This window comes from Acinetobacter sp. YH12138 (assembly GCF_015218525.1).
GTDB classification, from domain to species: Bacteria; Pseudomonadota; Gammaproteobacteria; order Pseudomonadales; family Moraxellaceae; genus Acinetobacter; species Acinetobacter amyesii.
Genome location: NZ_CP048670.1, coordinates 1,394,455 through 1,408,810 on the forward strand (window position 1 = coordinate 1,394,455; position 14,356 = coordinate 1,408,810).

16 protein-coding genes are annotated in these 14,356 nt (G+C 38.4%); 11 read left to right on the forward strand and 5 right to left on the reverse strand.

The features are described from left to right. Positions 1-92 precede the first annotated feature (92 nt). Together G0029_RS06790 and G0029_RS06795 are read right to left on the reverse strand one after the other, a co-directional pair. Positions 93-1,388 carry a Y-family DNA polymerase gene (locus G0029_RS06790; protein ID WP_180110162.1) on the reverse strand — a complete coding sequence of 432 codons (1,296 nt, stop codon included), beginning with the start codon at positions 1,386-1,388 and terminating at the stop codon, positions 93-95. Between the two features lie 15 nt (positions 1,389-1,403). Then, positions 1,404-2,060 carry a LexA family protein gene (locus G0029_RS06795; RefSeq protein WP_180110163.1) on the reverse strand — a complete coding sequence of 219 codons (657 nt, stop codon included), beginning with the start codon at positions 2,058-2,060 and terminating at the stop codon, positions 1,404-1,406. 298 nt (positions 2,061-2,358) lie between these two features. On the opposite strand from G0029_RS06795, the gene G0029_RS06800 reads away from it, so the two are divergent. The 10 genes from G0029_RS06800 (at position 2,359) to G0029_RS06845 (ending at position 11,165) form a co-directional block, all read left to right on the forward strand. Then, positions 2,359-2,793, forward strand: a complete 435-nt coding sequence (locus tag G0029_RS06800) for an I78 family peptidase inhibitor (protein WP_180110164.1) — start codon at positions 2,359-2,361, stop codon at positions 2,791-2,793. Between the two features lie 112 nt (positions 2,794-2,905). Further along, positions 2,906-3,265, forward strand: coding sequence for a hypothetical protein (locus G0029_RS06805; RefSeq protein WP_078193938.1), 360 nt, complete (start codon positions 2,906-2,908; stop codon positions 3,263-3,265). A gap of 296 nt (positions 3,266-3,561) precedes the next feature. Beyond that, entirely contained in the window at positions 3,562-3,831 is a 270-nt protein-coding gene (locus tag G0029_RS06810) for a hypothetical protein (protein ID WP_078189189.1), read from the forward strand. A 296-nt stretch (positions 3,832-4,127) separates the two neighbouring features. Beyond that, the gene (locus tag G0029_RS06815) at positions 4,128-6,767 is read left to right on the forward strand and encodes a bifunctional aconitate hydratase 2/2-methylisocitrate dehydratase (protein ID WP_180035788.1); all 2,640 of its coding nucleotides are present in this window, start codon (positions 4,128-4,130) and stop codon (positions 6,765-6,767) included. A gap of 200 nt (positions 6,768-6,967) precedes the next feature. Then, the gene (locus G0029_RS06820; RefSeq protein ID WP_180107450.1) at positions 6,968-7,804 is read left to right on the forward strand and encodes a tetratricopeptide repeat protein; all 837 of its coding nucleotides are present in this window, start codon (positions 6,968-6,970) and stop codon (positions 7,802-7,804) included. A gap of 139 nt (positions 7,805-7,943) precedes the next feature. After that, on the forward strand, positions 7,944-8,159 hold the full coding sequence (locus tag G0029_RS06825) for a hypothetical protein (protein WP_078193934.1): 216 nt from the start codon (positions 7,944-7,946) through the stop codon (positions 8,157-8,159). Between the two features lie 206 nt (positions 8,160-8,365). Then, positions 8,366-9,589 carry a sodium/glutamate symporter gene (gene gltS / locus G0029_RS06830; protein ID WP_180107448.1) on the forward strand — a complete coding sequence of 408 codons (1,224 nt, stop codon included), beginning with the start codon at positions 8,366-8,368 and terminating at the stop codon, positions 9,587-9,589. Between the two features lie 93 nt (positions 9,590-9,682). Then, a complete protein-coding gene (locus G0029_RS06835) occupies positions 9,683-10,540 on the forward strand; it encodes a tetratricopeptide repeat protein (protein WP_180110165.1) in 858 nt (285 codons plus the stop codon). Between the two features lie 203 nt (positions 10,541-10,743). Then, the gene (locus G0029_RS06840; protein WP_078193931.1) at positions 10,744-10,956 is read left to right on the forward strand and encodes a DUF4177 domain-containing protein; all 213 of its coding nucleotides are present in this window, start codon (positions 10,744-10,746) and stop codon (positions 10,954-10,956) included. Then, a complete protein-coding gene (locus G0029_RS06845; protein WP_180004964.1) occupies positions 10,953-11,165 on the forward strand; it encodes a hypothetical protein in 213 nt (70 codons plus the stop codon). The genes G0029_RS06840 and G0029_RS06845 overlap by 4 nt, the downstream gene beginning before the upstream one ends. Positions 11,166-11,249: 84 nt before the next feature. Here G0029_RS06845 and G0029_RS06850 read toward each other — a convergent pair whose 3' ends face one another. Together G0029_RS06850 and G0029_RS06855 are read right to left on the reverse strand one after the other, a co-directional pair. After that, entirely contained in the window at positions 11,250-11,735 is a 486-nt protein-coding gene (locus G0029_RS06850; RefSeq protein ID WP_078188537.1) for an Lrp/AsnC family transcriptional regulator, read from the reverse strand. Positions 11,736-11,950: 215 nt separating this feature from the next. Beyond that, positions 11,951-12,811: an alpha/beta fold hydrolase gene (locus tag G0029_RS06855; RefSeq protein ID WP_180110166.1), complete on the reverse strand. Its 861-nt coding sequence runs from the start codon at positions 12,809-12,811 to the stop codon at positions 11,951-11,953. Positions 12,812-12,985: 174 nt separating this feature from the next. On the opposite strand from G0029_RS06855, the gene G0029_RS06860 reads away from it, so the two are divergent. Next, positions 12,986-13,447 (forward strand): hypothetical protein, encoded by a 462-nt coding sequence (locus tag G0029_RS06860; RefSeq protein ID WP_180107444.1) that lies wholly within the window; start codon positions 12,986-12,988, stop codon positions 13,445-13,447. Between the two features lie 278 nt (positions 13,448-13,725). Here the strand turns inward: G0029_RS06860 and G0029_RS06865 are convergent, their stop codons facing one another. Further along, a complete protein-coding gene (locus tag G0029_RS06865; RefSeq protein ID WP_078188534.1) occupies positions 13,726-13,962 on the reverse strand; it encodes a hypothetical protein in 237 nt (78 codons plus the stop codon). Positions 13,963-14,356: the final 394 nt, after the last annotated feature.

The window sequence follows — 14,356 nt, forward strand, 5'->3', positions numbered from 1 at the left end:
TTCATTTAAATACTAAATAAATATTCAGCAATTGCAAATGATCATTTCGGTTAAAACAATAGAAGGACTAAGCGGCGCTACAACATAGTGTTTCATTTCACACGAAGCAGTTCGTTCCAATTACTCAGGTAAGCGGGGGAACACAGATTTTTTTTCATCCGCCATGTTGCAGCATCGTCCTGCGCTAAGCCGATCGAGACAAAATGATGCCCAAATTTTTTTTGAATATCGTCGATGGTGTCGGACAGTTTCAAACGGCTTTGTCTTAACGCCATATCGCAAAACAAATCTGGGGTAAAATTTTGTTTTGGAATGATTTCTAATAACACCACACCGGCTTTTTTATATTTAAATCCCGCTTTAAAGATTTTTTCGACGGCATGCGTTGCTGCTTGGGTGATGCTAATTAAGTCATCGGTATGCTCATTCAGTGTAATGGCCAGATAAGGTGCGTACTTTTCAGTAGAATTAAAGCGACTCGTTTGAATAAAAACTCCCACCATACGACATAGAGAATGATCTGCTCTTAAACGTGTGACGGCTCGCGCGATATATACACGAATAGAGGCTTTAATATCTTCCAGTTCGTAGACTGGCTGACCATAGGAACGACTACTGATAATTTGCTGTTTGCTCGGTGCTTCTTCTTCAATAGACAGACAAGATAGACCTTGCAGTTCCAAGACGGTTTTTTCCATCACCACACTAAATTTTTTTCGAATATCTTTAGGCTGTGCATTGATCAGATCTAAAACATAATGAATGCCAAGCTGATTCAGGGCTTTTGTATGATTGCGACCGACGCCCCAAACTTCATTGACTGGTGTCTGCGCAAGGAGTTGTTCTGAGGAACAAGGGTCCATTTCAACTAAATTGCATACACCGTTTAAATAAGCATTTTTTTTGGCAAGATGGTTGGCCATTTTGGCTTCCGTTTTAGAGCGACCAATCCCGACACAGCAGGTTAAGCCTAGCCATTTTAGGATCGTCTCTCGTATTTCTTTGGCATATAGGCTCAAATCAAACAGTTCTTGATAGGCAGTGAAATCTAAAAAACACTCATCGATAGAGTAAATTTCACGGTCTTCGGGGCCGACATACATGCCTAAAATATTCATAAATCGATTAGACATTTCGGTGTAGAGAGCATAGTTACTCGACAACACCTGAACATGATGTTGTTGGATTAAATCCTGAATTTGATAGACCGGCACAGCCATTTTAATCCCGAGGTCTTTGGCTTCCTGACTTCGTGATACAACACAGCCATCGTTATTGGACAGCACGACGACAGGGACATTATTCAGCTTTGGGTTAAAGACACGCTCACAACTGACGTAGCAGTTGTTGAGGTCAACTAACGCAAATATTTTATTTGCAGCTTTCATGACGAATTCTTGTGTTTAGGTGTGTGATGAGCGCTTATAAAATTGCTTTAAATTAAAGGTCACCACACCCTGAACAACGATAGATTCGCTATCTGAAGGGATAATATGCGCATAGGCTGGATTTTCTGCTTTTAGCCAAATTTTGGGTAAGACTTTATTGGGGTCACCAAAAATGTCGGCAATTTCTTCTTTTGACATTTTTGCGGTGATCATCAATCGCTTTAAGGTGATTTCACGATTATCAATCAGTGCAACCACGATATCGCCATGTTTGGCTTCTAAGCTACGATCGACTAAAAAAGTATCATTAATTTCAAAGCCGGCATTGAGTAAAGACTCGCTATCGACATGCGCAATAAATGTAGCGAGCGGGTTAATTACCAAATAATCATTTAGGTCTAAGACTTTTTCAAAAACATCTTTATTGGCGAAAGCTGGGCCAGCAGGAATACGTTCCAAGGCAACGGGAAGTTCAATACGGGTATTTTTCTGAACAGGCTGAACAGGCTGAACATTGAGCGAAGAATCCAAAAATGGATCCATAGATAGTTCTTGAGATTGCCTTTCAAGCAGGGCATTGATGGTGGGACTGGGTTTGCCATCTGCGCCCATGAGCTGTTGCAAAGACGACCAAGCTTCGTCCGAAAAATAAATCGGCAGTTTTTTTGACATATTTTGCTCCTACGCAACGTGGCGTGTTTGAAGAAAAGTACTTTTTTAGCATACGCGTTGAGCAGGTCATTTTTCAAATTTATAAAACCTTTAAAATCAAAGCTGCGACAAGTTTAGTCGTTTTAAATATTGCAAAAATCATCATCAGTTCAAAGAAAATGACGTTCTGTATTTTGAACATAGGGCACATTGCTGCCTAATTACAGAACGTGGAATGACAGCTAAAAATTGCAATAAATAACTCGTTTATTTGGCACAAACTTGATAAGTTAAATTTTTATATTCAGAAATAGACTTGATGAAAAATATATGGATTTTAGCTGCACTGACAGCATTTATGGCGGGTTGTAGCACAGCACAGCAAACTGAAACGACACCAGAAAAAATTGGTATGGCAAATCCAGCCAGCCAGTATTGTGTAGAACAAAAAGGTAAACTTGAAATTCGTGATGAAGCAAATGCTCAGGTCGGGTATTGCCATCTGCCAAACGGACAAGTGGTTGAAGAGTGGGCATTATTCCGTAGTAGCCAAACTGAATGTGTAGCTGATAAGGCTAAGACGCTGATTGGCCAAGCAAAATTGACTGAAGATCAGATCAAGGCGATTAGCCAAGCTCAAATTGTCCGTTTAGTCAAACCTGGGCAGCCAGTAACAATGGATTATCGTGTAGAGCGCGTCACCGTCACTGTAAATCCAATCAATAAAAAGATTATTCAAGCAACTTGTGGTTAATTCAAACGCATAAAAAAGGCCCGAAAGGGCTTTTTTTGTTTGTTCGGCTACGACTAATTTAAATGACAAATCCATTACGATCTTTTATATTGCCCCTCGTAAGGAGAAGTTCATGAAAAAGTTATTTGCTTTATCCGTTATGGTGGCTTTGGTCGGCTGTGCTGAAAAAAAACCATTAACCCCTGAAGAGCAGTGGCAGGGTTACTGCCGCAGTGTAGGTAATGCTGCACGTACGATTATGTTAGATCGTCAAAATGCAATTGAAAAAGACAAAGCAGTTGAGCATGCCAACAAAATTGAGGATGAAACCACCAAAGGATTTATCCTGAACATTATTGATGAAGTTTATGCCTTGCCGCAAGCTGAGATTAATACTGATGTTGAAAAAGCACGTGAAAAAATTCGTGCTGAGTTTACTGAAAAATGTATCGCAACACCGCATACTGAAATGCCAGATTATAAACCGTTCTAAGGAACGGTTTTTTATGCGAGAAAGCGCGTAAAGCAAAACCTAAAGGCTGTATTCAGCAGTGAGTAGTTACAACGGGGCAACTATCCGTTGTTTAGCCATATGATGGAGTTCATGCTTATTTTGCAAATGCATATTTATCTTCGGGTTACTTTGAATATGAGATGCTTAAAGATTTTTAAATAGCCTAAGCAGAGCGAAATACAAATTGTGACAACTTGCTAAATCATAAATATAGAAAAGCAAATCTTTTTAATGAATAATGAAATGGAGAATAAAAAACAGTAGAGGAGCAGAATATGGACGTTATAGGTTATATGCATCACTCAGATCTACTCCTAGAAGATGAACAAGGCGTAGCAATTATCGGTGGTGGGAACTACGTGCTCAGCATTGGAGATAAAGTCACATTACGCCAAAAAGTAGATGAATTTTCTCAACGCTATTTGGTCGATATCAGCTTTGCAAGTAATCAACATCAAACCACATGTCAGGACGAATGGTGCCTCAGATTTACAGGCGATCGAGCAGAACTTCAGCAATATATCACTGCAACCACTGTACACTAAGGTGGAATATCCAATACTGATAAAAACAGGCAACATTTAGTTGCCTTTTTTTGATGGTTAATTTTAGTCAAAAGTTAATATGCGCAAGAAAAGCGTGTTCTAAGTATTGATTTTGCTTAATGTATAAACGATATGAGGATCATTTATTTATAAAATAACGGGCATCACGAAGAAACACTTGTAGTGCATTAACTTTTAACTGGAATTTTAGTAAAATTTAGCAGTCCATATTATTTGCGTAGCTTTATTTAAAGCAGGAATGCGTAAATAATTTTTTAAAAAAGAGGAATAACACCGTGCTAGAAGCTTACCGCCAACACGTTGAAGAACGTGCCGCACTCGGAGTCCCACCGAAGCCACTTGACGATGCTCAAACAGCTGCATTAGTTGAATTATTAAAAAACCCACCAGCTGGCGAAGAAGCATTTTTAGTTGATTTACTAGAAAACCGTGTTCCAGCGGGTGTTGACCAAGCTGCATACGTTAAAGCTGCTTTCTTAGCTGCTTTGGCAAAAGGTGAAGCGACTTCTCCACTAGTAACTAAAGAACGTGCGGTTTACCTACTAGGTACTATGCTTGGTGGTTATAACGTTGCTCCTTTAGTTGCACTTCTTGATGATGCAGAGCTTGGTGAATTAGCTGCTGACGCACTTAAGAAAACTCTTCTTGTATTTGATGCCTTCCACGACGTTGCTGATAAAGCAAAAGCGGGCAATGCGAATGCACAAGCAGTTATGCAATCTTGGGCAGATGCTGAATGGTTCACTAGCCGTAAAGACGTTCCTGAAGAAATCAAACTTACAGTTTTCAAAGTAACTGGCGAAACTAACACTGACGACTTGTCACCTGCACAAGACGCGTGGAGCCGTCCAGACATTCCGTTACATGCTAACGCAATGCTTAAAAACGTACGTGACGGTATCAATCCAGAAGTTCCTGGCGAAGTTGGTCCACTTAGCCAAATCAAAGAGCTTATCGCGAAAGGCAACCAAGTTGCTTACGTAGGTGACGTTGTTGGTACTGGTTCTTCTCGTAAGTCAGCAACTAACTCTGTACTTTGGTTCTTTGGTGACGAAATTGCTCACATCCCGAACAAAAAAGACGGCGGTTACTGCTTAGGTTCTAAAATCGCTCCGATTTTCTTCAACACTATGGAAGATGCTGGTGCATTGCCAGTAGAAATCGATGTTCAAAATATGAACATGGGCGACGAAATCACGCTTAAAATCGACCACGCTGCTGCTAAAGTAACTGCGTTCAAAGACGGCGTTCAAATCGCTGAATCTGAACTTAAAACTCCAGTTCTTTTAGATGAAGTACGTGCTGGTGGCCGTATCAACCTTATCGTTGGTCGTGGTTTAACAACTAAAGCTCGTGAAGCTCTTGGTCTTGCACCTTCAACTTTATTCCGTACTCCAGTTCAACCTGCAGCTACTGGTAAAGGCTTCACTCAAGCTCAAAAAATGGTTGGTCGCGCTTGTGGTCTTCCTGAAGGTCAAGGTGTACTTCCAGGTACTTACTGTGAACCTAAGATGACTACTGTTGGTTCTCAAGATACAACAGGTCCAATGACTCGTGACGAACTTAAAGATCTTGCTTGCCTAGGCTTCTCTGCTGACCTCGTTATGCAGTCATTCTGTCATACAGCTGCTTATCCAAAACCAGTTGACGTTCAAATGCAACACACGCTTCCTGATTTCATCATGAACCGTGGTGGTGTTTCTCTACGTCCAGGTGACGGTATTATTCACTCTTGGTTAAACCGTATGCTTCTTCCAGATACAGTAGGTACTGGTGGTGACTCGCATACTCGTTTCCCAATCGGTATTTCGTTCCCAGCGGGTTCTGGTCTTGTAGCGTTCGCTGCAGCGACTGGTGTTATGCCACTAGATATGCCTGAATCTGTTCTTGTTAAGTTCAAAGGTAAAATGCAACCTGGTATCACTCTACGTGACCTAGTACATGCAATTCCTTACGTAGCGATCCAAGAAGGTGACTTAACTGTAGAGAAGAAAGGTAAGAAAAACATCTTCTCTGGTCGTATTCTAGAAATCGACTTAACAGAAATGGAAACTGACTTAACTGTTGAGCAAGCGTTCGAACTTTCTGATGCTTCTGCTGAACGTTCAGCTGCTGGTTGTTCTATCACACTTTCTGAAGAGAAAGTTGCTGAATACCTTCGTTCAAACATCACTATGCTTAAGTGGATGATTTCTGAAGGTTATGGCGATGCGCGTACTATGGCTCGTCGTGTTGAGAACATGGAAAAATGGTTGGCTAACCCAAGCCTAATCAAAGCAGATCCAGATGCTGAATACACTAAAGTGTATGAAATTGACCTTTCTACAATTACTGAACCAGTTCTTTGCTGCCCGAATGACCCAGATGACGCTAAATTGCTTTCTGACGTTGCTGGTACAAAAATTGACGAAGTATTTGTTGGTTCATGTATGACTAACATTGGTCACTTCCGTGCGGCTGGTAAACTTCTAGACAAAGTTCCTGGTGGTTCTTTATCTACTCGTCTATGGTTGGCTCCTCCAACTCGTATGGACGAACGTCAATTGATGGAAGAAGGTTTCTATAACATCTATGGTAAAGCTGGCGCTCGTACAGAAATGCCAGGTTGTTCATTATGTATGGGTAACCAAGCACGTGTAGCTCCGAACACTACTTGTGTATCGACTTCTACTCGTAACTTCCCGAACCGTTTAGGTCAAGGCGCAAACGTTTACTTAGCTTCTGCTGAGCTTGCTTCTGTTGCTGCTGTACTTGGTAAATTACCAACTCCAGCTGAGTACCAAGAATACGCAGCTCAAATTGATAGCATGTCTGCAGACATCTACCAATACTTAAGCTTCGACAAAATGAGCGACTATACTGACGCTTCTAAAGATGTTGATACTAAGAAAATTGCTGCGGCTCAATTAAGCTAATTTGTTGAAAAATAAATTAAATTGAGTTAAAAATGAGGGCTGAGTAATCAGCCCTTATTTTATTATTAAAAGTATATTCCGAACTTTATACGTGTTTAAATTTAGTTAATTAGAATATTGTAAGTTGACTTCTGTCACTAGGTTTAAATTACTTTTAGAAAATATTAAGAAATAAATGATATTAAATTCACGGATTAGTTATGAACTTTAGAATGTATTTTTTACCTTTAGTTATTATAATTTTTTTAAACTCTTGTACCTCAAGCTCATCTGAACCATTAATTTTATCCGAACAGCAAGAGAAAAATACTTTGAATGAATATAAAGATATGCTGGAAAAGAAAAAGTATGAAGAAGCATATAAAAAATTATTAATTTTAGAAAATGTAAATAATATCAGTAGCTATGCTAAAAATGAGATTGGCAATTTTTATGAGAATGGAATTTATGTCGATAAAAATTTAGAATTAGCATTAAAATATTACGTTGAAGCTGGTAATAAAAATTATATTCCAGCTATTTATAATGTAGGAAGAGTTCGATTAGAACAAGGACATTATGCAGAAGCAGCATCAATTTTTAAGACGATTGAAAATGATAATTTCGCACCAGCTCTTAATTTAATAGGTGTGATGTATAATTATGGCTATAATTATGATGTAGATTTGGAAAATGCGCTGAAATATTATAAGAAGGCTGCTTTGCTAGGTAATCCAGATGCGCAGTTTAATATTGGCCAAATGTATTTTAAAGGAAATGGCGGTAATGAGGATTTTAAGGAGGCTTTCAAATGGTATACTTTGTCAGCAAATCAAAATTATTATCTAGCGAAAATTCAATTAGCAACATTATATTTTAAAGGATATGGTGTGGAAGCTAATATTAATACTGCTATTAATATAATAAAGCCATTAGCAATAGATGGCCATCCAGATGCTATTTATAACTTAAGACTTTATTATAAAAAACTAAATAATTCAAAAGATTATGAATACTGGGATAAAGTATGTAAAAAAACCCATGATTGTGATATTTGACTTTAAATTTTTTTAGAAGCGATAGGGTGAAAATTTATTTAAAAATCTAGATGATTTAGCTCATACTAGTTTCAATCAAGAATTTACTACTGGGTGTGGATTTCGGTAAAATATTAGTGATTTAAGTGATGATGTGAAAATGCCCAAACAATCCCGCTTCCTCTGCATCGGTGGTTTCCTCAACGGAACCCAAGTCAAAGACCAAGGTGAAAGCTTTGTTTGCGTCGAAAATGGCAAACAGATGACTTACCACAAAAAAGAAATCTTTAACCAAGATGCGTGGGATCAAGATTACTATGTCTGTGAAACCACCAGTGATAAAGAGGCGCATAACTGGGTATTCGATATCAAATAATATCTCAAAAATCTTTATATTCAGTCATAAATAACCAATGCTCAGCACATCACATACGCTGAGCATTTTTATTTATTTCACTTATTAGGCTTCAAAAATGTGTAGTAGAAGAAGGGGCGTAAATAGCTTATTTACATTTTTCTAGCTGAAAAAACTCCAATGATTATGTAAAAAGGTAAATAAAATTGAGCACTTAAGATTAAATTATGAATTATGAGCTAGATGCTTTTTTGACAATTGTCGTGGCGGTTTTGGTTTTATTTATCGGTTATTTCTTTGTACATAAAATTTCCATCCTGAAAAAATACAACATTCCTGAACCTGTAGCAGGCGGTTTGGTCGCTGCCGTTATCACATTTATATTATTTAAAAACTTTAATATCACCGTAAATTTTGATGCCAAAATTCAGCAAATATTCATGCTGATGTTCTTTACCTCTGTAGGCTTGAGCGCAAGTTTTGGTAAACTCAAAGAAGGCGGAAAGGCGCTGGTGCTGTTTTTAGGCTGTGTCATTGTATTTGTCATGCTGCAAAACATCGTCGGTATCAGCTTGGCCAAAGTTTTGGGACTGGACCCGCTTATCGGCTTAATTACAGGCTCCGTAACACTTACAGGTGGTCACGGTACAGCAGGCGCATGGGGTACAGTGTTTGAACAAGATCATGGTATACAAGGCGCAGTCGTACTCGGTATGGCAAGTGCAACCTTCGGCTTAGTCATTGGCGGCATGATGGGCGGGCCAGTGGCGAAATTCCTCATCCGCCGTTTTCAGTTGGCAGAAGAACTTGTACCGACAACAGGACGTAATGAAGCACCGCCTGCATCTGAAACGGCGCCTTTCGAATATCCTGAAAAAACCCGTTTAATTACCGCAGATGATGCCGTCAAAACGATGGGGATGTTTGCCATCTGTATCAGCTTTGCTTATTTCATGACAGAGTTTGCTCGTGGACAGTGGTTTGAGTTGCCTACATTCGTTTGGGCTTTAGCGTGTGGTGTATTTTTAAGAAACACCCTTGAACTTGGCTTTAAAATTGAAATGTTTGATCGCTGTATCGATGTCTTTGGTAATGCATCATTGGCGCTGTTTTTATCGATGGCGCTGATGTCATTGCAGCTCTGGTTATTGGCAGATCTTGCAGGCCCACTGGTGATTATTTTACTGGTACAAACCCTCGTTTTAGCACTGTATCTGTACTTTGTAACTTTTAGGATCATGGGAAAAAGCTATGATGCAGCAGTACTTTGTGCAGGGCAGTGCGGCGTAAACCTCGGTGCGACGCCTACAGCGATTGCCAATATTCAGGCAGTGACCAATACCTATGGGCCATCACATAAAGCCTTTTTGATTATTCCTTTGACAGGGGCATTCTTTGTAGATATTGTCAATGCTGTGGTCATTCAGGCAACGATAGGCTTCTTTGGTTAATACTATATATAGCTTTAAAAAATGCTAAAGCATCTAGATAGAGTGCTTTAGCATTTCATTTTTCACCATCTTATTGATCAAGAATAATAAACAATGAAAGTTTTAAAATATCATTTGCCTTACATCAAATTGTTCATGCTATTTGTATTAACAGCATTTCCATTTTCTATAACCTTTTCAGCCGAAATTGATGTCCGAAAGACCATCGTTCAAGCAAAAAATAACGATAAACAGGCGCTTTATGATTTGGCTGTACTGAAACATATAGGGCTAGAAGGTGTGGAGATTAATCTGCCTGAAGCCATAGCGCTGTATAAGCGTGCTTCTGCCTTAGGGCATCGCTCAGCAAATCAAAATTTGGGATTGATGTATTACAAAGGTGTAGGAGTAAAAGTAGATTATGCAGAAGCCGCAAAATGGTTTGAGATCGGTGCTGAAAGAAACTTAGATGATTCAAAGCGTATGCTTTTGATCATGAATAAATATGAACTCATTCCAAGGAATGATAAAAAATTTGAAAGCCTTTTAATTGAATTTGCTAATAAAGGTAAGCAGGAAGATATCGAACAATTGGCCGACTATTATTACTATACGAAGAATGATCTACTACTTGCAGAAAAACCTACAGTACTTTTAGCAGAAAAAGGATTGGCAAAGTATCAGCACCGGTTAGGCATGATTTATTATAGAGGTACAGATGGAAAGCCAAATTATAAAAAAGCTTATCCATGGATTTTAAAGGCTGCGGAAGCAAATGATTTGAACGGAAAAATTAGCGTAGCAAGTTTTTATTTAGGTGGGCTAGGCGTACAGCAAGATTTTGAAAAAGCTGCTGCATGGTTTAATTCGGCTTATGAGCAAGACCCTGTGAAAACATGTGAAATTCACAGTCTCGTTTTGTCAGAATTGAACAATGAAACACAACAATGTGAGCTGAGTAGAAAACAATAAAAAGCCCCATGGTTAGGGGCTAGTCGTATCACTCGCGTGATACTCATATAAGGCTCATCTCATACTGTGTATATTAAAGCATAAAATTGAAAAAAATGCTGAGTAAATTGACAGTTAAAACTTTGTTGTTTTAGGAAAAACCGATCGTTATACTTTGCTCTGAACATTTGTTCATTTCACTATAACCATAAAGAACTATATTGATGAAAGAATATAAAGTTGTTATCTATCAAGAAGGTATGCTGGGATCTTTACTGCTTGGCTCTTCAAAAGTTGATCCTGTTAAATTCACCAATTTTTTAAATCAAAATGCACAGCAAGGTTGGGCGGTGATTACGATGGAAAAGGATATCCGTCGTATGCTGCTTTTTTGGAAGCGCGAAGCTTATGTAGTTGTTTTGGAGAGAGAAAAATGAAATACGGTGTCTTTAGTGCACTTATTATTTCAGTTTTATGGGGTTTATTAGCCATCGCTCAATTATGGTTTGAGTTGCTCAGTGTCGAAGTATTTACCAAACTAACCGTCACAGTAGCGATCTTAGAAGCCATCATTATTATTGCAACATTGGTCATACGTGAGTATTTGACAGATAAAAAATTGAAAAAAGATGGCTATATAGATTAGAACACATAAATAGGGCAATTGTGTGCTGAACTCAATTGCCTTAAAATTTAAAGTCATCTTATAGATTAGATCTATATTGGCTCATTACTCAATCATCATGAGGTCAGCACTGCTGGCAGATTTTAATTGTCGTAGCGCAAAAATGGAGCGGGTGTGGCGTATACCTTTCATAGAATATAAGTTTTTACGCAAAAAACGCTCATAGTGTTCAGCATTTTTAACTGCAACTTTCACCAAATAATCATAATCGCCAGTGACTAAATGGGCCTCTACCACTTCTGGCATATTGGCTAAAGTTTCACTAAATTGATCTAAAATTTCATCATCGTGACGTTCTAATGTGATTTCAATAAAGAATAATTCATTGATCCCAATCGATTTTGGGTTGATGTTGGCTGTATAGCCGTCGATAATTTTTAAATTTTCTAGACGCTTTAAGCGTGTCCAACACGGCGAAGAGGAGAGACCAACACGTTCAGAAAGCTGGGCTATGGTGAGTCGTCCATCTTCTCTTAATGCGGATAATATTAAACGATCAATTCTGTCGAGGTTGTGTCGTGCTTCACTCATGCCAAAATAGAATATAATTGAGAAAAAATAGTTATATCATTTTTTGCAATAGTCGGCTGATGAAAATAAGTACACTTGGACGTTCAGTGCAGATTTTAAAGATAGAAAATAGAATATGTAAGCTGTCAGGCAGTTTGAATGAATCTAAAAGTAGAAATTATTGTGCAGTCCATAAAAAGACCACTCAGCCGGATTACTGACTGAGTGGTAAAAACTTAAGCGTGTAACTGTTGTTCAATGATCGGCCATAGGTTTTGATGTGATGATTTAAACATCAACATATGTCCGATGGCTTTATGACCTGTTTCTTTCGGTTTTAACTCAATCATTTGAGTCGAAGCATTCGGGTATAAGCGCAGCAAGTCTTTGACATTGGCTTCCGTGGCAATTTCGTCATCGGAGCTCCATACGGCAGTGATCGGGCAGCTCACTTTTTGATGAAAATCATGCTGAACAGTTTTGCCTAAGGCATTGATGACATAACCAGGTTTGCTACAAAATTCAGCCCATTCACGAGCTACATCTTTTGGCAAATTTTCCCCCATGCCAATCGCATTGGTCGGCCCATAGCCAATGGTATAGCGTGCAATCGGGAAGATCACATTAAACATCACCGGAGCTAAAAGCTTGGTGCGATCTTTAAGTTCTTTAACATGTCCTGTAGAGCCAGAAACAGCAACTACTTTGGCAACTTTGTCATAATTTGGAACGATACCTAATAATTGCCCGCCTGCACTATGACCGAGTAATATGACTTTAGGCGCTTGCGTTTTACTGATTAAAGCGTCGATTGCCGCAGGGATATCGAGCTGCCCCCATTGAACAATACTTGCTGTCGATTGTTTTAAAGGGCTATGTAGCGACTCACCAATACCACGAAAATCAAAAACTAAAACGTCATAGCCTTGTTGGCTCAACCATGTTGCATAGCTATTATAAAATTGCTTGGTAATGCCTGTAGCTGGACAAATCAACACAGGTAAAACCTGTTTTAGGTCTGTCTGGTGCGGATAAAAGCGCGCACTCAGCGAATAGCCGTCTTGGCAATGAATCGTGAGTTTTTCAGATGATGACATGATTCAAACTTCATGGGTGTGTTCCGATGACTCTAATTTACACAAGTTCCAAAAAGAAACCTGAAAAGAGTATGACTCTAAAGTCATGTCATAACAGGTTTGAAGCAATTACTATTGCAGTATAAATACAGATAAAAATAATGCGTGTAATTGAACAATGGATGTAAATTAAAAATGGACATGCTTCAACTTTCGGGTGCAGTAAAAATTGCGATAGTCTTTAGTGGGATTTATTTATGGGTAGGTATGCTCACGGGTGTGTGGAAATATGCACAAATAAGACAGTCTGAACTGGCACGTGCGCATTATTATGTCGATATTGCACATCGGAGCAGTTTGTTATACGCCCCAGCGACGCTTATTTTAGCGGTATTGGCCTATTTTTCAGCACTTCCACATACACTCAATTTACTCTTTGTAATCATCAATTTGTTCTTTTTTAGCTTTTCGATTTTAAGCTATGTGCTGCATGGCTTTTTAGCTGATACCACCAATCAATTTAAAGTACCGCACGTCTTAGGCAAATGGCATTTACCTAAATGGATGATGAGTATGGCAATGCTTGGATTGGTGATTGGTGAGTTAATTGCAACACTCGGTTTGCTCTTTGGAGTCATCGTTAAATTTTGGTTTTAAGCAAATGTAGTATCAATCATAAATAGTACCAATTAGATTGGAGGCTAATCAGGAGATAAAAGCTTTTAAAGTGCAGACGATTGTTCGGTAGAAGAATTTATATAAACAAAATTTTAAGTTCTGCAGAATTGAAAATTTATGAGAAAAGGCTGATGATTTTCTGGTTATTTTAAGGATTATTTTTTATTGTTATTTAAAAAGGATTGAATGAACGAGAAGGTGGGGGATTGGCATCTTTTCTTTTTTCAAGATGGATGATGCCTCATCCATCTTCTAACTTAAAATTCTGTTGATTTTTGCTTTCGATATTTGTGGTCAATGACTGCCCATAAATAAAAGGCCACCGAGACAATAAGCGCATAAGCAAAGTATTCAGGTCTTAAATTTCCTTGTATTAAGCCTTGAATAAGTAGTGTCAGCATGAGAGCAATAGTGGTGCTTGTATAGGTCACCATGTTCTTATTTGCCTTCAGAGCGTTAATGAAGAATTGCTTTTTGAAATGTACTGATAACATCTCCACCCCTCCGTGTTGTTGTTTAGCCAAAACCCATGATTTTGGTCAGGTTTGAACTACTGTTGTACTTCGAAACTAGAAGTATTTCAATAGTAAATGTCATTATTTTGTCATAAAACTATGTTAGATCATCATATAAGAATAATCATTTTATTCATATACTAAATATTATGAATCTAAAGGTGTTGACTGGTGAGTAAAATGGTCGATGCATAATATCTATGTATGAATAAGCAATATATATACCAACACGGGTATATCGGCTTTATGACAAGAAACCGCCTAGCTTACAGTCTGAATCGGGCTTAATCATGGAGTTTGTGTACGGTGTATTTTGCAGAAAGTATTTGTATTTTAACTATTATTATATTTTGTAGCCAAAGGGCTGGCTTTT